General features: G+C 61.2%; 18 protein-coding genes. 10 read left to right on the top strand and 8 right to left on the bottom strand.

Annotation, left to right across the window (positions count from 1 at the left end; all coding sequences use genetic code 11):
• Positions 1 to 80: 80 nt before the first annotated feature.
• Both LCH64_RS10350 and LCH64_RS10345 read left to right on the top strand, forming a co-directional pair.
• The gene (locus LCH64_RS10350; protein ID WP_226500172.1) at positions 81 to 1,748 is read left to right on the top strand and encodes a GMC family oxidoreductase N-terminal domain-containing protein; all 1,668 of its coding nucleotides are present in this window, start codon (positions 81 to 83) and stop codon (positions 1,746 to 1,748) included.
• 127 nt (positions 1,749 to 1,875) lie between these two features.
• Entirely contained in the window at positions 1,876 to 3,498 is a 1,623-nt protein-coding gene (locus LCH64_RS10345) for an MFS transporter (RefSeq protein ID WP_003226027.1), read from the top strand.
• A gap of 157 nt (positions 3,499 to 3,655) precedes the next feature.
• On the opposite strand, the gene LCH64_RS10340 is transcribed toward LCH64_RS10345, so the two are convergent.
• From LCH64_RS10340 to LCH64_RS10330, 3 genes are all read right to left on the bottom strand, one after another.
• On the bottom strand, positions 3,656 to 4,024 hold the full coding sequence (locus LCH64_RS10340; protein ID WP_226500171.1) for a DUF427 domain-containing protein: 369 nt from the start codon (positions 4,022 to 4,024) through the stop codon (positions 3,656 to 3,658).
• Between the two features lie 228 nt (positions 4,025 to 4,252).
• Positions 4,253 to 5,659 (bottom strand): serralysin family metalloprotease, encoded by a 1,407-nt coding sequence (locus LCH64_RS10335; RefSeq protein WP_226500170.1) that lies wholly within the window; start codon positions 5,657 to 5,659, stop codon positions 4,253 to 4,255.
• 70 nt (positions 5,660 to 5,729) lie between these two features.
• Positions 5,730 to 5,900: a hypothetical protein gene (locus LCH64_RS10330; protein WP_226500169.1), complete on the bottom strand. Its 171-nt coding sequence runs from the start codon at positions 5,898 to 5,900 to the stop codon at positions 5,730 to 5,732.
• Positions 5,901 to 5,938: 38 nt separating this feature from the next.
• On the opposite strand from LCH64_RS10330, the gene LCH64_RS10325 reads away from it, so the two are divergent.
• The 4 genes from LCH64_RS10325 to LCH64_RS10310 all read left to right on the top strand — a co-directional run bounded on the left by LCH64_RS10325 (position 5,939) and on the right by LCH64_RS10310 (position 9,403).
• Positions 5,939 to 7,870 carry a DNA topoisomerase III gene (locus tag LCH64_RS10325; protein ID WP_226500168.1) on the top strand — a complete coding sequence of 644 codons (1,932 nt, stop codon included), beginning with the start codon at positions 5,939 to 5,941 and terminating at the stop codon, positions 7,868 to 7,870.
• 187 nt (positions 7,871 to 8,057) lie between these two features.
• Positions 8,058 to 8,561 (top strand): GNAT family N-acetyltransferase, encoded by a 504-nt coding sequence (locus LCH64_RS10320; protein ID WP_226500167.1) that lies wholly within the window; start codon positions 8,058 to 8,060, stop codon positions 8,559 to 8,561.
• Between the two features lie 45 nt (positions 8,562 to 8,606).
• A complete protein-coding gene (locus LCH64_RS10315) occupies positions 8,607 to 8,897 on the top strand; it encodes a hypothetical protein (RefSeq protein WP_226500166.1) in 291 nt (96 codons plus the stop codon).
• A 176-nt stretch (positions 8,898 to 9,073) separates the two neighbouring features.
• The gene (locus LCH64_RS10310; protein ID WP_007966852.1) at positions 9,074 to 9,403 is read left to right on the top strand and encodes a hypothetical protein; all 330 of its coding nucleotides are present in this window, start codon (positions 9,074 to 9,076) and stop codon (positions 9,401 to 9,403) included.
• Between the two features lie 189 nt (positions 9,404 to 9,592).
• Here LCH64_RS10310 and cynR read toward each other — a convergent pair whose 3' ends face one another.
• Positions 9,593 to 10,471, bottom strand: coding sequence for a transcriptional regulator CynR (cynR, locus tag LCH64_RS10305; protein ID WP_226500165.1), 879 nt, complete (start codon positions 10,469 to 10,471; stop codon positions 9,593 to 9,595).
• A gap of 120 nt (positions 10,472 to 10,591) precedes the next feature.
• On the opposite strand from cynR, the gene cynS reads away from it, so the two are divergent.
• The 3 genes from cynS (at position 10,592) to LCH64_RS10290 (ending at position 12,048) form a co-directional block, all read left to right on the top strand.
• Positions 10,592 to 11,059 (top strand): cyanase, encoded by a 468-nt coding sequence (gene cynS, locus LCH64_RS10300; RefSeq protein WP_003226042.1) that lies wholly within the window; start codon positions 10,592 to 10,594, stop codon positions 11,057 to 11,059.
• Positions 11,060 to 11,139: 80 nt separating this feature from the next.
• Positions 11,140 to 11,376: a DUF2790 domain-containing protein gene (locus tag LCH64_RS10295; protein ID WP_103521585.1), complete on the top strand. Its 237-nt coding sequence runs from the start codon at positions 11,140 to 11,142 to the stop codon at positions 11,374 to 11,376.
• Between the two features lie 12 nt (positions 11,377 to 11,388).
• On the top strand, positions 11,389 to 12,048 hold the full coding sequence (locus LCH64_RS10290; protein WP_226500164.1) for a carbonic anhydrase: 660 nt from the start codon (positions 11,389 to 11,391) through the stop codon (positions 12,046 to 12,048).
• Positions 12,049 to 12,177: 129 nt separating this feature from the next.
• On the opposite strand, the gene LCH64_RS10285 is transcribed toward LCH64_RS10290, so the two are convergent.
• The 3 genes from LCH64_RS10285 to LCH64_RS10275 all read right to left on the bottom strand — a co-directional run bounded on the left by LCH64_RS10285 (position 12,178) and on the right by LCH64_RS10275 (position 16,733).
• Entirely contained in the window at positions 12,178 to 13,680 is a 1,503-nt protein-coding gene (locus LCH64_RS10285) for an aldehyde dehydrogenase family protein (RefSeq protein ID WP_226500163.1), read from the bottom strand.
• A gap of 179 nt (positions 13,681 to 13,859) precedes the next feature.
• Complete coding sequence (gene glsB, locus LCH64_RS10280; RefSeq protein ID WP_003226050.1) at positions 13,860 to 14,768, bottom strand: glutaminase B; 909 nt, start codon at positions 14,766 to 14,768, stop codon at positions 13,860 to 13,862.
• Positions 14,769 to 15,116: 348 nt separating this feature from the next.
• Positions 15,117 to 16,733 (bottom strand): L,D-transpeptidase family protein, encoded by a 1,617-nt coding sequence (locus LCH64_RS10275; RefSeq protein ID WP_226500162.1) that lies wholly within the window; start codon positions 16,731 to 16,733, stop codon positions 15,117 to 15,119.
• A gap of 149 nt (positions 16,734 to 16,882) precedes the next feature.
• On the opposite strand from LCH64_RS10275, the gene LCH64_RS10270 reads away from it, so the two are divergent.
• Positions 16,883 to 17,596, top strand: coding sequence for a murein L,D-transpeptidase catalytic domain family protein (locus tag LCH64_RS10270; RefSeq protein ID WP_003226055.1), 714 nt, complete (start codon positions 16,883 to 16,885; stop codon positions 17,594 to 17,596).
• On the opposite strand, the gene LCH64_RS10265 is transcribed toward LCH64_RS10270, so the two are convergent.
• Positions 17,544 to 18,932 carry an MFS transporter gene (locus LCH64_RS10265; RefSeq protein WP_226500161.1) on the bottom strand — a complete coding sequence of 463 codons (1,389 nt, stop codon included), beginning with the start codon at positions 18,930 to 18,932 and terminating at the stop codon, positions 17,544 to 17,546. The genes LCH64_RS10270 and LCH64_RS10265 overlap by 53 nt on opposite strands.
• Between the last annotated feature and the right edge of the window lie 68 nt (positions 18,933 to 19,000).

Raw genomic sequence — 19,000 nt, 5'->3', positions numbered from 1 at the left:
CTGCGCAAAAACTAACATTCTTTTAACGAAAGCTAACAACTAGAGTGTCCGACAATAAAAACAAAAAGCGAGGTCAGGGAATGCAGACTTCCCTTGAAGAATACGACTACATCGTGGTCGGCGCCGGCCCTGCCGGGTGCTTGCTGGCCAATCGACTGTCGGCGGATAAACAGCAGCGGGTGTTGCTGCTCGAAGCCGGCGGACGCGACAACTACGCATGGATTCACATCCCCGTGGGTTACCTGTTCTGCATCGGCAACCCGCGCACTGACTGGTGCTTCAAGACCGAAGCGCAACCCGGCCTGCAAGGTCGCAGCCTGAGCTACCCACGCGGCAAAGTGCTCGGTGGCTGCTCCTCGATCAACGGCATGATCTACATGCGCGGCCAGGCCGGTGACTACGACGGCTGGGCGGCCGAAGGCAATTCGGGCTGGGCCTGGAACGACGTGCTGCCGCTGTTCAAACAAAGCGAAAATCACTTTGGCGGCGCCGCTGAATTTCACGGTGCCAAGGGTGAATGGCGGGTCGAGCAACAGCGGCTGTCATGGCCGATTCTCGACGCGTTTCGCAGCGCAGCCGAGCAGAGCGGCATCGCCAGCATCGACGACTTCAATCAGGGCGACAACGAGGGTTGCGGCTACTTTCAGGTCAACCAGAAGGCCGGGGTGCGCTGGAACGCGGCCAAGGCTTTTCTCAAACCGATTCGCGAGCGGACCAATCTGACCGTGCTGACCGGGGTTGAGGTTGATCGCGTGCTATTGGAAAACGGGCGGGCATCGAAGGTCAGCGCACGTCACGAAGGGCACACGAAAAGCTTCAAGGCACGCAAGGAGATCATCCTCTGCGCTGGCTCCGTCGGGTCACCGAGCATTCTGCAGCGCTCCGGAATCGGCCCGCGTCCGCTGCTCGAGCGCCTCGGCATTGGCGTGACTCATGAGCTGCCGGGGGTCGGCGGCAATCTGCAGGATCACCTGCAACTGCGCCTGATCTACAAACTGCAAAACGCCCGCACCCTGAATCAGATCGCCGGCAGCGTGTGGGGCAAGATGGGCATGGGCCTGCGTTATCTGTATGACCGCAGCGGGCCGCTGTCGATGGCGCCGAGTCAGTTGGGCGCGTTTGCCCGCTCAGGGCCAGAGCAGACTTCCGCCAACCTTGAATACCACGTGCAGCCGCTGTCGCTGGAGCGTTTTGGCGAGCCGCTGCACAGCTTCCCTGCATTCACCGCGTCGGTGTGTGATTTGCGTCCGCAGAGCCGGGGTCGCATTGAAATCCGCTCGGCGGATCCGCAGGAAGCACCGCTGATTCAACCCAATTACCTGAGCCATCCCGAAGATTTGCGCGTGGCCGCGGATGCGATCCGCCTGACCCGCCGCATCGTCAGTGCCCCGGCCCTGCAAGCGTTCAAACCGGTGGAATATCTGCCCGGCGACAGCCTGCAAAGCGAGGAGCAACTGCACGAAGCGGCGGCGCGTATCGGTACGACGATTTTCCATCCGGTCGGCACCTGTCGTATGGGCAATGACGCTGACGCGGTGGTCGATGCGCAACTGCGCGTGCATGGCGTGCCCGGCCTGCGCATCGCCGACGCCTCAATCATGCCGCGCATCACCTCGGGCAACACCTGTTCGCCTACGCTGATGATTGCCGAGAAGGCGGCGCAGTTGATCCTTTCAGGACCTGTTCACAGCCCCAGTGTGGGAGCGGGCTTGCTCGCGAAAGCGGAGTGTCATTCACCCATGATTTGACTGACACGGCCCCTTCGGGAGCAAGCCCCCTCCCACAGGAATCAACAGCAGATTCAAGGCATCGCGCTGCATCCGGACACGCAACACCAGTGGAACAACAAAAACAATCACTGTGAGGGATTTCGATATGTCAGAACACGCTCAGCCGCTGGACGCCGCGAGCGGCGCCAGCACCAGCAATGCCACGCAGAAAGTCATCTTCGCCTCGTCCCTGGGGACGGTCTTCGAGTGGTATGACTTCTTCCTCTACGGCGCCCTCGCGGCGGTGATCAGCAAGCAGTTTTTCGCCGGAGTCAACGACACCACGGCGTTCATCTTCGCGCTGATGGCCTTCGCCGCCGGGTTTATCGTGCGGCCGTTCGGGGCGCTGGTGTTCGGTCGGTTGGGGGACATGATCGGGCGCAAATACACCTTCCTCGCCACCATCATCCTGATGGGGATCGCCACGTTCTGCGTGGGCCTGCTACCGACCTACGCCAGCATCGGCATTGCCGCACCGATCATTCTGGTGGTGCTGCGCATGCTTCAGGGTCTGGCCCTGGGCGGTGAATACGGCGGTGCGGCGACCTATGTGGCGGAACACGCGCCAATCGGTAAACGCGGCTTCCACACCAGCTGGATTCAGTCCACTGCTACCCTCGGCCTGCTGCTGTCGCTGCTGGTGGTGCTCGGGTGCCGTTACTTTACTGGCGATCAGTTTGAAGTCTGGGGTTGGCGTATTCCGTTCCTGCTGTCGATCGTGCTGCTGGGCATTTCTACCTGGATCCGCCTGAGCCTGCACGAGTCGCCGGCGTATCTGAAAATGAAGGAGGAAGGCAAGGCATCGAAAGCACCGATCCGCGAGTCCTTCGGTAAATGGGAAAACCTCAAGGTTGTGCTGATCGCCTTGTTCAGCATCAACGCCGGGCAAGCGGTGACCTTCTACGCCGCGCAGTTCTACGTGCTGTTCTTCCTCACCCAGTTTCTGAAAATGGACCCGGCGGTGGCCAACACTCTGCTGATCATCAGCGTGGTGATCGGTGCGCCGTTCTTCATCATTTTCGGCTGGCTGTCGGACAAGGTCGGGCGCAAACCGGTGCTGATGCTCGGCCTGCTGCTGGCGACCGCGCTGTACTTCCCGATTTTCAAATCCCTGGCGCACTACGCCAACCCGGCAATCGATCAAGCCAGCCGTCAGGCACCAATCACCGTGCTGGCCGATCCGGCCACCTGCACCTTCCAGTTCGACCCGGTGGGCAAGGCCAAATTCGACAGCCCGTGCGACAAGGTCAAGACCTTCCTGGTCAAGCAAGGCCTGCCCTACTCCAGCGCCGCCGCCCCGGCCGGCAGCGGCGTGCAGGTCAGCGTCGGTGATGTGAAGATCGACGGCTACGACGAATCCGCCCTGCGCGGCGCCGTCACCCTCGCCGGCTACCCGCAACAGGCCGACCTGCAGCAAATCAACAAACCGATGATCGTGGCGCTGATCGTCGCGCTGATCATCATCTCGGCCATGTGCTACGGACCGCTGGCGGCGCTGATGGTGGAACTGTTCCCGACCCGCATCCGCTACACCTCGATGTCGCTGCCGTATCACATCGGCAATGGCTGGTTTGGTGGATTCCTGCCCACCGTGTCATTCGCGCTGGTGGTGTACACCGGGGATATTTTCTATGGGCTGTGGTACCCGGTGCTGATTACCGGGGTCAGCCTGGTGGTGGGGATGATCTGTTTGCGTGAGACCAAGAATATCGATCTGGACAAGAACTGAATCTGAACCTGCACACATGATCCTTTGGTGAAAAAAACCTGTGGCGAGGGGATTTATCCCCGATGGGGTGCGTAGCGCCCCCCGTGAAAAATGGGACTACTACGTAGTCCATCGGGGATAAATCCCCTCGCCACAATTAAATCTCTTCATCCAGGAACTAAGTGTCAGCCTTGATCACTTCAAACTTCACCTGATCCGGATAAAACGCCACATAGTTCTTGATCGGCTCCACCGAGATTTTCGGTTTCTCGTAAGTCCACACCGCGTTCGCCCCCTCATGCCCCGGCACCTGCAGGCTGAAGTAATTGGCATCGCCCTTGTACGGGCAATAACTGGTGTGGTCAGTGCGGGCGAAGTACCTCTCGTCGATGTCCTCGCGGGGCACGTAGTACACCGGCGGATAGTTGGCCTCATGGAGAACCAGCACATGCGAGGACGCCGCGACCTGGATGCCGTGGAATTTCACCAACAGGCAACCGGAGAGTTCTTCGAGGGTGATGACGGGGTTGAGGCCGGTGGTGCTCATGGGGGTTTCTCCAGGGACAAATGAACTGTGGCGAGGGAGCTTGTCGAATCGTCGCACCGTCCCGCTGGGCTGCGTAGCAGCCCTAAATCCAGGAATCGCGTGTGTCAGGTATAACGCGATTTCCGAGTTTGCGACGGCTTCGCCGCCGAGCGGGACGGTGCGACGATTCGACAAGCCCCCTCGCCACAGGACGATAGTTGCCCTGAATCAGTGTCAGTCAGGATCAGCTCAAGCCACGATATCAGTCGCCAGCGCCTGCCCCACCACACCAACGGCAAAGTCGATCTGCCCCTGCCCGGTCAGATCAACCAGCAGCGTGGTCTGACCGCCCTGCGCGTAGTAAGTCAGGATCGCATCGCCCGCATGACCGGTGAAAGCATTGACGAAGTTCAACGTGGCCGCGCCCGTGGCGAAACCGGCGATGCCCGAGATGTCGATCTTGTCCACGCCGCTTTTGAAATCCATGATCCAGTCCGGCTGGTTGTTGGTCGAATCGCTGGCTGCACCGAACACGAAGGTGTCTGCACCCTCGCCGCCCCACAACGTATCACCGCCGCCGCCACCGTAGAGAATGTCGTTGCCGGCACCGCCATTCAGAATGTTGACCGCCGAATTGCCGATCAGCAGGTCATTGCCTGAACCACCCCGCGCGTTTTCGATGGTCACACCATAGGCAATGGAAACGTTACCAACCAGCCCGCCAACGTCGGAGAACGAACCTTCATTGAGGTTGATCTTCTGGTTCTGGGTGAAGCCGGAGAAGTTCAGGGTGTCAATGCCGCCACCGTCCCACACCGAGAACACCAGCTTCGAAGCCGCCGATGTAGCGCTGTAGAAATCGCGGCCGGCGTTGGAGTCGAAACCGTAGGTGGTGTCATCGGCGCGGGTTGCATAGTTGGCGCCGTAGAGTTTCTGCACCGCCACGATATCGTCCAGCAACGGCGCGGAGGCGTAGGCTCCGCTGCCATCCTTGCTGAAGTTCTGGTCGGTATTGGCTTCGCTCCAGTAGCTCATCAGGCTGTAGCCACGGGTGTCTTCGGCGTACTTGGCGTCGTTGTAGGTCGGGTTGCCGTTGCCGGCGTTGTAGGCGCCCGGGTGCGACAGGCCGAGGGTATGGCCTATTTCGTGGGTCAGGGTCTGACGCCCGTAGTTGTTGGTGTCCGGGGTCTTGTTGACCTGATACTGGTTGTTGATCAGGTACCACGACTGGCCATCGTAGCTGCCGCCGCTCGGCAGGTAGGCGAACGCCGCGCCGCCGGTGCTGACATCGTAGTTGCCGAAGGTCATGTGACCGTCGCCGCCCGTGCCTTCAGCGAAGGTCACCTTGGCCACATCGGCCCACGATTGCATCGCCAGTATGGCCTGGGCCTTTTGCTGCGCGCTGAACTGGCTGAAATTGCCGAGGTTCGGGTTGTAGTTTGCCGGTTTTTCGGTGAGGAAGGTGTAGGTCAGGGAGATTTTGCCGTCGCCGTTCTTGTCGTGCCACGACAGGTTTTTGCGCAGGATTTCGTCGGCTGCCTGGTCGGCGGTAAACGACGGTTTGCCGTTCACCAGGCCGACGCCACGGTCGTACAGGTGGCTGAAGGCATTCACTTCGTCATAGGCGCTGCTGGTTTTCGCTTTGGCTTGAGCCATGGTGGGACTTCCTTGTTTCAGGGTGGTCAGTGCGTTCGGACCGTGGCGATCTTCTGGCGAGATCGTCCTGTCACTCGCGTTTCTTGAAGGCCCGACGAACCTGCCATGCCCGGCAAGCGCGGTGCCATTCGATTTCTCGATAGTCGCCCGCGCCGTCCCGGTAATACCGGTCATTCCCGGCAATGTTTTTATCTGTATATCCATACAGATAAAAGTTGCCCCGGGCGCGAACTCCGGCCATTCTGTGCACCTCCAGTGAACTGATTGACGACGGTGGTTATGCGGCTGTACCTCTGTGAAAAACCTTCCCAGGCCAAAGACATTGCGGCCGTGCTCGGTGCAAAGCGCCGGGGCGACGGCTGCTGGCTGGGAACGGACGTCACGGTGACCTGGTGCATCGGCCACCTGCTGGAAACTGCCCCGCCGGATGCCTACGACGCGCGCTACAAGCGCTGGGTGCTGGCGGATCTGCCGATCATTCCGGACAAGTGGAAAATGACCGTCAAGCCGCGTACCGCCAGCCAGTACAAGGCGGTCAAGCGCCTGTTGGGCGAGGCCAGCGAGCTGATCATCGCCACCGACGCCGACCGTGAGGGCGAGATGATTGCCCGGGAACTGGTCGAGCACTGCCGCTATCGCGGGCCGATCCGTCGCCTGTGGCTGTCGGCGCTGGATGAAGCGTCGATCCGCAAGGCCCTGGCCGCACTGAAGCCGGGGGCGGAAACCTTCAGCCTGTATCACTCGGCCCTGGGGCGCTCCCGCGCGGACTGGCTGATAGGTATGAACATGAGTCGCCTGTTCACGTTATTGGGCCGTCAGTCCGGCTATCAGGGCGTGCTGCCCGTCGGCCGGGTGCAGACGCCGACACTGCGGCTGGTGGTGGATCGCGACCGCAGCATCGCCGATTTCGTGCCGGTGCCGTATTGGGCGATCGATGTGCAACTGCTGCACGACGGCACGCCGTTCACTGCACAATGGCGTGCGCCCTCCGACGTTTGCGACGATCAGGATCGCTGCCTGAATCAGGCGTTGGCGCAGCAAGCGGCGGCTGCGATCAGCAATGCGGCCAGCGCACGGGTGGTGAAATTGCGCACCGAGCGCATGCGTGAAGTGGCACCGCTGCCCTTCGATCTGGGCACCCTGCAGGAAGTCTGCTCGAAGAAACTCGGTCTCGGCGCCCAGGAAACCCTCGACATCGCCCAGGCGCTCTACGAAACCTACAAGGTCATCACCTACCCGCGCAGTGATTGCGGCTTCCTGCCGCTGAGCCAGCACAGTGAGGCGCCGGGGATACTCGCTGCACTGCGTCAGGCCGACTCAAGCCTCGATGCGCTGAACGGTCACCTCGACCCGCAACGCCGCTCACGAGCGTGGAACGACGCCAAGGTCAGCGCCCACCACGGCATCATCCCCACCGCGGCGGCGAAAAATCTCGAGCGTTTGAGCGGTAAGCACCGGGCGGTCTACACCCTGATTCGCGCGCGCTATCTGGCGCAATTTCTGCCCAACCACGAATACGATCGCACCCAGGCCGATTTCGGTTGCGCCGGTGAAGCATTGCGCGCCGTCGGCAAGCAGATTATCGAACCGGGCTGGAAACGCGCCTTGCCCGAAGCCCTCGCCCCGGCCAAGGGTCGTGAAGCGCCAGCACCGCAAACCCTCCCGGCGCTGAGTCAGGGTATCGATTGCGCCGTGGCCGGCGTGAACCTCAAGGATCTCTGGACTCAGCCGCCCAAACCCTACACCGAGGGCGATCTGATCAAGGCGATGAAGAACGTCGCCAAACTGGTGGAAGATCCGCTGCTCAAACAGAAACTCAAGGACACCACCGGCATCGGCACCGAAGCCACTCGCGCCTCGATCATTCAGGGCCTGCTGGACCGCGGTTATCTGCTGAAAAACGGCAAGGCGCTGGCCGCAACGCCTGCAGCCTTCAGCCTGATCGACGCCGTACCCCGGGCGATTGCCGACCCCGGCACTACCGCCATCTGGGAACAGGCGCTGGACATGGTGCAGAGCGGCGAGATGAGTCTGGAAGAGTTCGTCACCAAACAGGCGGCGTGGATGAGCAAGCAGGTCAGCCGCTGTTCTGCCTTGAGTCTGACCATCAGCGGCCCGCCACCTGCCGGCAAGGCTGCGGCGCCGTGGAAGAAGAAACGCAAATCGACGCGCAGTAAAACCGCCAGTGCAACCAAGCGTACCGCCAAATAACTCAAACCTGCTGAGCTCCTGTGGCGAGGGAGCTTGCTCCCGCTCGGCTGCGCAGCAGTCGCAAAACCTGCAACTATGGTCTATCTGAAACATCGCGATTGCAGGCTTTAGGGCCGCTTCGCGCCCCAGCGGGAGCAAGCTCCCTCGCCACAGGGTTCTTAAGTCTCCCTTTTGGAGTTCATTGACCATGCCCACCATCGAACTACACCCCGCCCACCGCGACGAACTGCAAACCATCGAAAACCTCATGCAGTTCTACATGTACGACTTCAGCCAATGGCTACCACTTAAGCTCGGCGAACATGGCTTCTTCAGCATTCAGCAGAAGGACGATTACTGGCGCAATCCAGCCACCCAACCGTTCCTGATCCGCGTCGACGGTGAACTGGCCGGTTTCGTGACCGTGGATGGCGAAACCCACATCGACGGCGCCGAATACAACATCGGCTACTTTTTCCTCACTCGACGCTTTCGTGGCCAAGGCGTCGCGCAGTTTGTCGTCTCTGCCCTCTTGAGCCGCCTGCCGGGTCGATGGCAGATTTTCCATATCGACGCCAACCTGCCTGCACAGCGCTTCTGGGCCGGGCTGATCCCGCAATTGAGTGGTGGCGAGCTCACCCGCCAGCAGCGCTCGGTAGACGGTTACCTCTGCACCTTCTACGTCCTGAACGTCCCCGCTTCCGTTGTCTGAACGAAACTTTTCTCATTCCAAAACAGCTTTGTCCGACAATATGTAGTGAACAAAAATAATCACTACAAAACCGTTGACGGCACCGTTTTGCTTTTGCATGATGAAGACGTTCCCCGATCGGGAACATTCAGTAACACGCTTGAGCAAACTCGTCTGACCGCCGAGTTGTTTTTTCCGGATACACGCTGCCCACAAGGCAGATTGAAGAAGCTGACCTGGCCTGAACGTCCAGTACAAGGACGAGAAGCGCTGGCGAAAATTCTCAAGACGCTTGTGGCCGACCCTGAAAACGTCGTCAAGGAGCCTCCCGGTTTTCGCTGCTTCTCCTCGTTGTGACGCTATTGCGTAGCAGTTATTCAACACGACTACATGCAACAGATGCATGACCCCGTACTTCTCACGGGCGACCGCTGACGTCCTGGTTTCGGTGCCAGGGATCAACTAACCGATGGGCTACCTGTATTAGCGAATCAACTTTGAAAGATCACCAGACTGGTCAAGGGGCAAACATCATGAATCTGAACAATCAACCTACTATCGAAGAACTGGCTCGTATGTTCGCTGCGCAAAAAGACAGCCACGACAGCCACATTCTCTGGATCAGCAAGTCGGGTCAGGTGCATATCGACTGCCTGTCGCCCCACGCTGGTGAAGAAGAATTCGACCGCAGCAACCAGAACCTGCTGGCCCGCCTGAAGATGTACCGCCGCGGCCACGGTTATGTCGGCAAAAAAGCTGCGGCCGACAAGGACTTCATCGGCAATGTGCTGCAGACGCTGAAACAGGCGTGGGATTCGATGCAGAACAAGAATGAAGTTCGGGTGATTGATCGGTTCTACTGAGTTACAACTTCAATAAATAAAAGGGCCTGCTTCCAAAAGAAGCAGGCCCTTTTTACATCTGCGAGTCACCATATAACCCTGTGGGAGCGGGCTTGCTCGCGAATGGGCCGTGTCAGTCACCATCATCTCAACTGAGACACCGCTTTCGCGAGCAAGCCCGCTCCCACAGGGGGGGGACTGTATCGTTGGTTAGATTTTCGTTTCCAGTACCAGATTCATAAACGCCACTGCCGCCGCACTGTGGTAATTATTGCGCCGCCGCAACAACGCCGCCCCGCGCTGCGGCGCTTCGTTCTCGACCCGCAGCCGACGCAGCGCCCGGTCTTCGGTGGCAATCGCCTCCGGCAACATCGTCGCCATTGGCGAATGGCGCACTACCTCGAGCAATGTGCTCACCGAGTTCACCTCGATCCGCACCTTCGGCGTAATCCCCTGCTGACGAAAATACTCATCAATCGATAACCGGGTAATGAAGTCTGACGCCAGCAAGGCGAAATCCAGCTGAGCAAGGTCACTCGCCGTCAGCACCGATGTACTCCCGTACAACGGATGTTCGCGGCCGATCATGATCCCCAGGGTTTCGGTAAACGCCGGAATGCACTCGATGTCCGGGTGGCGCACCGGGGTAAAGGCAATCGCGATGTCCAGCGAGTCATCAGCCAGCCCGACCTCGATATCGTCCATCGACAGTTCGAAAATCTGCAAATGAATACCCGGATAGCGCGCCGCGAAATCGCGCACCAACGGCCCGACCAGATAGGCCATGAAGGTCGGGGTCATGGCCAGACGCAAGCTGCCACGGGACAGATCCTTCACGTCATGCAACGCCCGCTTGCCCGCCTCCAGTTCCACCAGCACCCGCCGCGCACATTCGATGTAGGCCTCACCGGCATCGGTGGGCTTGACCGTGCGCGAGGTGCGATCAAACAAGTTCACCCCAAGGCTTTCTTCCAGTTGGCGGATCTGTTGCGACAAGGTCGGCTGCGACACATGCAACGCCTCCGCCGCCCGGGTGAACCCGCCGTGGTCGGCCACGGCCAGCAGATAACGCAAATGTCGCAGCAGCATGGTATTCACCATCTATAGGCAGGGCTTATGCATTGCATTGTATATCGGTCTTGGACGCTATGGATCAATCGGCAGAAGATTGCTCCCACACAGCAAGCCAACCCTGAAAGGAGTGACACCATGCAACAGTCCCACGCCTACAACGATGCCAGCCTGGCCCTGACCACCCGCATTCTCGACATCAAGGCACGCAAAGGCCTGTCGTGGCAGGATCTGGCCGACGACACCGGCCTGAGCCTGGCCTACGTCACCGCTGCCCTGCTCGGCCAGCACCCGCTGCCACAAACCGCCGCGCAAGTGGTTGGCGACAAACTTGAACTGGACGCCGACGCCGTTGCCGCCCTGCAGATCATCCCGCTGCGTGGCAGCCTCAGCGGCGTGCCGACCGACCCGACCATCTACCGCTTCCACGAGATGATCCAGATCTACGGCACCACCCTCAAAGCCCTGGTCCACGAGCAGTTCGGCGACGGCATCATCAGCGCCATCAACTTCAAGCTCGACATCAAGAAAGTCGAAGACCCGGAAGGCGGCTCCCGCGCCGTGGTCACCCTCGACGGCAAGTTCCTGCCCCTGCGTCCGTTCTGATCCGCCTGGCCCGCCCCGAGGGGCGGGCCACCCCAACACTTTCATTGCAACCGTTCCCCAATACGTCTGGAGGCTGCCCCATGCAAAAAATTCTGCTGGCCCTTGCCCTGCTTGCCGGCCTGTCCACTCAGGTTCATGCCGATGAAGATGCCGTGGCCTACCACTACGGCATGCACCTGGACATCGCCGAAGTCGTGAGCATTACCCCGGTTGCCGACGTCTGTGGCGTGGTGCCGGTGGAGATGACGTATCTGGACAGCAATGGCGACAAACACATTCTTCAATACAGCGAATTCGGCAACGGTTGCTCGAACTAAGAGGACTACACCATGAAAAGCCTGATCGACGGTTTCCTGAAGTTCCAGAACGAAGCCTTCCCGCAACGCACCGAACTGTTCAAACACCTGGCGACCACCCAGCAACCCGGAACCTTGTTCATCACCTGTTCCGACAGCCGCGTGGTGCCGGAACTGCTGACCCAGCAAGAACCCGGCGAGCTGTTCGTGATCCGTAACGCGGGCAATATCGTGCCGTCCTACAGCCCGCATCCGGGCGGGGTTTCGGCAACGGTGGAATACGCGGTGGCGGTGCTTGGGGTGACTGACATCGTGATCTGCGGCCACTCCGATTGCGGCGCGATGACCGCGATTGCCCAGTGCAAATGCATGGATCATCTGCCCGCCGTCAGCGGCTGGCTGCAACATGCCGAGTCGGCGAAAGTGGTGAACGAGGCGCGGCCGCATGCCAATGACGCGGCGAAATTGAGTTCGATGGTGCGGGAAAATGTGATCGCGCAACTGGCGAATATTCAGACCCACCCGAGCGTGCGCCTGGCCCAGGAGAAAGGCCTGCTGAATCTGCATGGCTGGGTGTATGACATCGAGACCGGCTCGATCGATGCGCTGGCGGCTGACCGCCGTACGTTTGTGCCGCTGGCTGAGGAGCCAGCGACTTATGCGGTGCAGGCAAACTCCAGCGCAGCGGCCTGAAGGAGAACAGTACAACCCTGTGGCGAGGGAGCTTGCTCCCGCTGGGGCGCGCAGCGGCGCTTTTTTTTTTGGGGTCTGCTGCGCAGACCAGCGGGAGCAAGCTCCCTCGCCACAGGTTTGGTGTTCAGATCAGCGTTTTACGGTGAGGTCAATCTGGGACATACGACTACGCACCGTAAACACCCCATCCCCCGAAAGAATCGCACTGCGCGCAAACAAGCGCCCGCTCTCCCAATTCGAAAGCCCCAGCTCCGGCTTGTTCAACGCGTACTGCCCATCGACCCAGCGGGTAATCCCATTGCCCACAAACGGCGCGTTCACCGCGTTGTAAAAGCGTTCCTGGGCGCCCGCATCCTCGCTGATCAGCGACACCGTGAACTGCGGGCTGTAGCGGTTGAACAACGTGATCGCCTGATCCAGATCGTCGATGATCATCAGGCTGACTTCCGGGGTTTCTTCCCATTCCCACTCGCGGCCCAGCTCTGATTCCGCCAGCGTTTCGGCCAGGGCTTCGGTCTGATAACCCTCAGCGCGATAGACCTCGACCGTCGCGTTCTGCCACTCGGCCGGCAGGTAACTTTCGCTGCCTGTGACGATGTGCAATTTGCAGCCCTGCCTGCGTGTGCTGCCGGCCTGCTTCAGGGCATCGAGAAACAGCGGCACCAGTTCGGCAGCACGCTCGCGTTGAATCAGGCAGACGTTCAGGGTGTTGCAGACTTTGCGATCCAGCGAATTGCGCACCACGGCGGCAAAACGTGTGGCATCGGCATCACGATCAGCAATCAACCAGGCGCCGCCGGTGCCATGCAGGCTGACCGCCGTGCCCGCCTGCTGGGCGATGCTGCCCAACTGGCTGACTGCACGCCCCGAACCCCGGGCCACCGCCAGCGACAGACGCCGGTCGGCGAACATCGCCCACCCGGCCGCGTGATTGACACTTTCCACCAGCGACACCGCACCCGCCGGCAAACCAGCATCGGCCAGCGCCGGGTTCAGCGCGTGAGTGACGATCGCTTGCGCGGTGCCCAACGCGTCGCTGCCAATGCGCAGTACTGCGGTGTTGCCAGTGCGCAGTACGCCGGCGGCATCGGCGAACACATTCGGTCGTCCTTCGAACACGAAGGCGACGATGCCCAGCGGCGACACCACTTGCTCGACCTTCCAGCCGTCGTGTTCGACGCAGCTGATGACCTTGCCGCGCGTGGCCGGCGCATCACGCCAGGCGCGCAGACCGGCGATCATGTCGCGGCGCATGCGCTCGTCGGCGAGCAGTCGGGTGGTCGAGCGACCACGGGCCTTGGCGCGTTCGATGTCGGCCAGGTTCGCGGCTTCGATCAAGGTCCAGCATTCCGGGGTTTCCAAGCGTTGCGCGAACAGGTCGAAGAAGCGACCGATGGCTTCGTCGGACACTGCCGACAATGCAGTGAATGCCGCTTCAGCACGTTCGATCGCCACTGCAGCCGCTTGTTGATCGACCACCGGAATCAGCAACAGCTCGCCACTCACCTGCTCGACCAGCAGGTGGTCACCGGGCTGAAACCGCGCCGCCAGTTCGGGGCTGACTACGGTCACACGGTTGCCAGCGAAAGGGATCGGCGTGCCAGCGACTAGACGTTCGAGCGCAAGAGACATGAAGCGGATTCACCATATGAGGGGCGGCCGGAAAATGTATAGGAACAGCGCTCTCCCAGGCAACACAAAACCCTTGTAGGAGTGAGCCTGCTCGCGATAGCGGTGTGTCAGACGCAGTCATATTGAATGACACACCGCTATCGCGAGCAGGCTCACTCCTACAGCTACTGCGGTGCTTTTTAGAACACCGACCAGCCAATCCGCGAACTGAGCATCTCCAGCGCCGCCATCCCCGCCAGCGAGTTGCCGGCGGCGTTGAGTTCCGGCGACCACACGCACACCGTGAACTGCCCGGGCACCACCGCGACGATCCCGCCGCCGACCCCGCTCTTGCCCGGCAGACCGACGCGGTAGGCGAAGTTGCCGGCCTCGTCATACAGGCCGCTGGTGGCCATGATCGAGTTGACCTGCTGGGTCTGGCGCCGGGTCAGGATCTGTTCGCCGCTGTGCTTGCAGAAACCGTCGTTGGCGAGGAAGCAGAACGCCCGGGCCAGATCGATGCAGTTCATGCGCAACGCGCAGTGGCTGAAGTAGCTGCGCAGCACCGCTTCGACATCGTTGTGGAAGTTGCCGAACGATTGCATCAGGTACGCCATGGCCGCGTTGCGGGCGCGATGCTGGTATTCGGATTCGGCGACCTTGCCGTCGACGATCACCTGCGGATTGCCCGACAGACGCCGCACGAAGTCACGCATCGACAAGGCCGGCGCGGCGAATCGCGACTGATTGATGTCGCAGATCACCAGCGCCCCGGCATTGATGAACGGATTGCGCGGCCGCCCGCGTTCGAACTCCAGTTGCACCAGCGAGTTGAACGGCTGGCCGGACGGCTCGTGCCCCAGGCGCTCCCAGATCGCCTCGCCGGAGTGCTCGATTGCCTGCACCAGGCTGAACACCTTGGAAATACTCTGCACCGAGAACGGCGTCTCGGCATCGCCGGCGCAATACATTTCGCCGTCGTTGCCATACACCGCAATGCCCAGCTGATTGGCCGGCACGGTGCCGAGGGCGGGAATGTAGTCAGCCACTTTGCCCTGCCCGATCAGGGGCCGGACAGCGTCAAGAATCTCGTTCAACAGCGCTTGCATGCCGGGTTCCGAAGTCTCGCCCCATGGGATTGCGGGGACACTGGGGCTAGACGCTGCGGACCGGTGCCGAATCACACTGACCGACACACTGAAAATCCAAATGTGGGCGTGGGCTTGCTCACGAAGGAGCCCGTTCATTCAGCATTGATGGCGGCTGACTTGACGCCTTCGCGAGCAAGCCCGCTCCCACCGGGGATTGTCGGTGGGTCAGGGATTGTCGGCTGGCCGCGATCAAGGGTGGGAGTGGGCTTGCTCACGAAGGGGTCGGTACATTCAGCATTGATGTCGGCTGACTTGACGCTATCGCGAGCAGGCTCACTCCTACAGGGTTGTGTGGATGACTGGGGATCAGTGTGCCCGATCCAACCCGGCCAACAGGGCCTCGTCGCGGCTGTAGATATCCGGCGCATAACGTATCTGCCCATCCTTGCCGACCTGTGCCGTCCAGTAAGTCATCAGGATCGGTACCGGTGCCGACAGGCGGAATTCGTGGGTGCTGCCGGTGGCGAGCAAGGTGTCGGTGCGCGTACGTTCCGCCGGGGTCAGTAACAGGTCGCGCAGTTGCATCGGGTGCTCGACCCGCACACAGCCGGAGCTGAAGGCGCGCGGGCCTTTGTCGAACAGGGCCTTGCTCGGCGTATCGTGCAGGTACACCGCGAACGGGTTGGGGAAGCGGATCACCAGTTGCCCCAGCGGATTACGCGGCCCGGCCTCCTGGCGCAGCATGATGTTGCCGGGGTTGTCCCAGTCGATATCCGCTGCGGCCAACGGCTGGCCATGGGCGTCGAGCACCTGCAGGTTCTGCCGGCTGAGGAAGGTCTGATCCTTGCGGATCGCCGGCAGCTTGTCTTCTTTCCAGATGGTCGGCGGCACGGTCCAGGTCGGGTTCAGGGTCAGGCGCGTGACCCGGGATTTCAGCAACGGGGTCTGCCGTTCGGCGCGACCGACCTGGGTACGGGTCTGCCAGACCGGCACGCCGGCCTGATATAGGGTCAACTCGGCGGCAGCGACGTTGACCAGCAAACCGTCGGGCTCCATGTCCTGGGCCAGCCAGCGGAAACGTTCAAGGTTGACGCGCAATTGTTCGCGGCGCGTCAGCGGGCTGATGTTGAGCTCGGCAATCGTCCCCGGCCCGACTACCCCGTCGGCCTGCAACGAATGGTTGGCCTGAAAGCTCTTCACCGCTTCCACCAGCACGCCCTCATAGGCATTGCCGGGCGTGCCGATGGCGTGGGTCAGATAGCCTTCGTTGAACAGGCGTTGGGCCAGTTCCGGCACGCGTTTGTCCTCCATCGCCGGGCGCAGCAACGGGCCGTTGCCCACCGACTGCCAGTGCGGCAAGGCTTGCAGCCGCTGGCTGGCGTAGAGGTGGCGCAGGCTTTGGTATTGCGCCAGACGCGGACGCGCCAGATCGAACGCGGTCTTGATGTCGTGCAGACCGGGCACGGCGATCGCCAGCAATTCCGCCTGACGATCACGCGGGGTGTCATCGGAATGCCACAGCGGCTCGAAATGCGATTGCAGCAGACGACCGTAATGCAGATCCTGCAGTGCTTGCAGGTAAGAACGACTGATGTCGATATCGGCACACAATTCGCCATCCTGCGGCGGGTTGGCCGCTACCGGATAGCGCTTTGGATCGAGCCCATCATCGGCCAACAGCTGCAACTGCGCGCGCAAGACCGGCAAACGCCCTGTCTCGCTGGCCCACACCGGCAGCCAGTCCTGCTGCTGGTAGAACGCTTGCAGTTGCGACAGCGCCGCGCCGCTCAGATGCGCGGCAATCGCCGGGCACGCCTGCGGCAAACCGATCAGCACCGCTTGCAGCGGACTCTGCGGCTCAACCGGCATTGGCGCCGGTGGCGTCGGCAGGGTCTGCAACGGCGGCAGCGGCTCCTCGGCACAAGCGACAAACGGCGCAGCGAGCAAACAAATGCTCAAGTAGCATGCGTACTTTTTGAACAACTGCTTTACTCCAATCCGTGGCCGCCTCAATGACGGTCAACCTTACATCAGGTGCGCTGAACAGTCAGGCCCGAATCAGGGGTCTGTGGGTATGACTGGGAGTCAGGAGCCAAAGTGCCAAATAAGTAGCAAGTGAGGACACTTTATAAATGTTGACGTTTTTGCGCCGACTTCTGCTGACCACTGCGACTCTCGTCGTCGTGAGCAGCCCAGCTTTCGCCGCCGGCAAGCCATCGCCGGTTCTCTTGACCAGCCTCGCGCACGCCGCGCCGGAACTCAATCCCCAGGCGCTGAAAGGTGCCTTGAACGCTATGCAATGTGCGATCAACAACGGCGCGAAACCCTCCCGCCACCTGGCGATCATCGACTATTCGCAGCCCTCCACCGCCCGCCGGCTGTGGATCTTCGATTTGAGCAGACAGAAGCTGGTGCTGCGTGACCTGGTCGCCCACGGGTCCAATTCCGGGGAAAACTTCGCTACCCAGTTCTCCAACCGCGAAGGCAGTTACCAGTCCAGCCTCGGCCTGTTCCGCACGCAGGAAAGCTACAAGGGCACCCACGGTTATTCGCTGCGTATGGACGGTCTGGAGCCGGGTTTCAATGACATGGCTCGCGACCGCGCCATCGTGATCCACGCCGCCGACTACGTGAACCCGTTATGGAGCAAACGTCAGGGCCGTATCGGTCGCAGTCAGGGTTGCCCGGCGGTACGCCCGCAAGTGGCAAGACAGGTGATCGACAAACTCAAGGACGGCCAGTTCATGTTCTCCTGGTACCCGGACCAGCACTGGCTGAAGTCTTCGCCGTACCTCAACTGCCAGCCACAGCAGGTGGCGAGTATTTTGAGTACCCACGCCAGTTGACGATAAGGGCCATGATCATCAGCGCCGCTGCAACACCAAACGTGCTGTGCAAGCCGCGGCCGATCACCTCGGCCGGGGCTTGCGTCGGGTCTCCCGTGGCCAGCGCAAACACCGCCCCCATGACTGCCGCGCCGGTGATCAAGCCCAGATTGCGCGACAGCCCGAGCAAGGCTGAGACCACGCCGCGCTGATCCTGACTGACCGTCGCCATCAACCCGGTATTGTTCGCAGCCTGGAACAACGCGTAACTGCTGGCGATCAGCGCCATCGGCAGCAGATACGCCGGCAGACCGAAACTCATCGGCAACAGCGCCAACAAACTGCAACCGCCAACCATCCCGAGCAACGTCCCTGGCACCACCCGCCGCGCGCCGAAGCGATCCACCAGACGCCCGGCCGGCACCCCGCCGCACGCCGCCAGCAGCGGCCCGACGGACAACGCCATACCGACCACGGTGCTGCCCAGTCCCAGTCCACGGCTCAGGTAAAACGGCCCGACCACCAGCGTGGTCATCATCACCGTCGTCACCAGCAACGTCAGCGCGAGGCTGCTGCCGAGTCGCGAGTCGGCGAACAACGACAGACGAATCAGCGGCGCCTTGGCTTTCATTTCGACCGCGATAAACAGGCCTGCGCCGCACAGGCTGAGCAGCAGCAATATCAGGGTGAAACCCTCCAGTGTCATCGCCAGCGCGTAGACCGCCAGGGTCAAAACCAACACAGCAGTGCCGAGATAATCAAACGCCAGCCTCGACCGCGTCGGCCGATCCGCCGGCAGATAGCGATAAACCAGCCATGCATTGAGCAAGCCCAACGGCACGTTGAGGACAAAGATCGACGGCCAGCCGACATGCGCGATCAGCAGGCCACCCAGCGACGGCCCGAGGCTGGTGCCGGTGGCCGACATGGTGGCGAGCAAACCCATCGCACTGCCCGCCCGCGCCTTGGGCACCGCATCCGCCACCAACGCCACGGTCAAGGCAAACATGATCGCTGCGCCAAGGCCTTGCACCGCCCGTGCGCCAATCAACCAGCCCAGCCCGGGAGCCAACGCGCAGCACAACGAAGCGCTGGTGAAAATGCCGATGCCGATCAGCAGCAGTCGTCGCCGCCCGAACACATCGCCCAGGCGCCCGACACTGACGATCAATGTGGTGACCGCCAGCAGGTACGCCAGCACGATCCACTGCACCTGTTGAAACGTCGCATCGAATGCTGCGGCCAAAGTCGGTAACCCGGCGTTGGCGATGCTGGTGTCCAGTGACGGCATCAACATCGACAGGGCCAGACTGGTCAGCGCCCAGCGGGTTTGAGTGTTCAAGGGAGTTCGGGGCATCGGACGCTCCAACTGATGATCAGACGGCATAGCCTGAGTCTCGACAAGGCAAGGCGCAAGACGCATGC

This window comes from Pseudomonas sp. MWU16-30322 (assembly GCF_020515535.1).
In the GTDB taxonomy this organism is placed as follows: domain Bacteria; phylum Pseudomonadota; class Gammaproteobacteria; order Pseudomonadales; family Pseudomonadaceae; genus Aquipseudomonas; species Aquipseudomonas fluorescens_H.
The sequence above is the reverse complement of the archived record's forward strand: the minus strand, read 5'-3'. Positions and strand labels throughout refer to the sequence as shown.

Excerpts from the sequence above, each read along its gene's own strand:
- LCH64_RS10350 (WP_226500172.1), top strand. The coding sequence starts at position 81 with ATGCAGACTTCCCTTGAAGAATACGACTACATCGTGGTCGGCGCCGGC.
- LCH64_RS10345 (WP_003226027.1), top strand. The coding sequence starts at position 1,876 with ATGTCAGAACACGCTCAGCCGCTGGACGCCGCGAGCGGCGCCAGCACC.
- LCH64_RS10340 (WP_226500171.1), bottom strand. The coding sequence starts at position 4,024 with ATGAGCACCACCGGCCTCAACCCCGTCATCACCCTCGAAGAACTCTCC.
- LCH64_RS10335 (WP_226500170.1), bottom strand. The coding sequence starts at position 5,659 with ATGGCTCAAGCCAAAGCGAAAACCAGCAGCGCCTATGACGAAGTGAAT.
- LCH64_RS10330 (WP_226500169.1), bottom strand. The coding sequence starts at position 5,900 with ATGGCCGGAGTTCGCGCCCGGGGCAACTTTTATCTGTATGGATATACA.
- LCH64_RS10325 (WP_226500168.1), top strand. The coding sequence starts at position 5,939 with ATGCGGCTGTACCTCTGTGAAAAACCTTCCCAGGCCAAAGACATTGCG.
- LCH64_RS10320 (WP_226500167.1), top strand. The coding sequence starts at position 8,058 with ATGCCCACCATCGAACTACACCCCGCCCACCGCGACGAACTGCAAACC.
- LCH64_RS10310 (WP_007966852.1), top strand. The coding sequence starts at position 9,074 with ATGAATCTGAACAATCAACCTACTATCGAAGAACTGGCTCGTATGTTC.
- cynR (WP_226500165.1), bottom strand. The coding sequence starts at position 10,471 with ATGCTGCTGCGACATTTGCGTTATCTGCTGGCCGTGGCCGACCACGGC.
- cynS (WP_003226042.1), top strand. The coding sequence starts at position 10,592 with ATGCAACAGTCCCACGCCTACAACGATGCCAGCCTGGCCCTGACCACC.
- LCH64_RS10295 (WP_103521585.1), top strand. The coding sequence starts at position 11,140 with ATGCAAAAAATTCTGCTGGCCCTTGCCCTGCTTGCCGGCCTGTCCACT.
- LCH64_RS10290 (WP_226500164.1), top strand. The coding sequence starts at position 11,389 with ATGAAAAGCCTGATCGACGGTTTCCTGAAGTTCCAGAACGAAGCCTTC.
- LCH64_RS10285 (WP_226500163.1), bottom strand. The coding sequence starts at position 13,680 with ATGTCTCTTGCGCTCGAACGTCTAGTCGCTGGCACGCCGATCCCTTTC.
- glsB (WP_003226050.1), bottom strand. The coding sequence starts at position 14,768 with ATGCAAGCGCTGTTGAACGAGATTCTTGACGCTGTCCGGCCCCTGATC.
- LCH64_RS10270 (WP_003226055.1), top strand. The coding sequence starts at position 16,883 with ATGTTGACGTTTTTGCGCCGACTTCTGCTGACCACTGCGACTCTCGTC.
- LCH64_RS10265 (WP_226500161.1), bottom strand. The coding sequence starts at position 18,932 with ATGCCCCGAACTCCCTTGAACACTCAAACCCGCTGGGCGCTGACCAGT.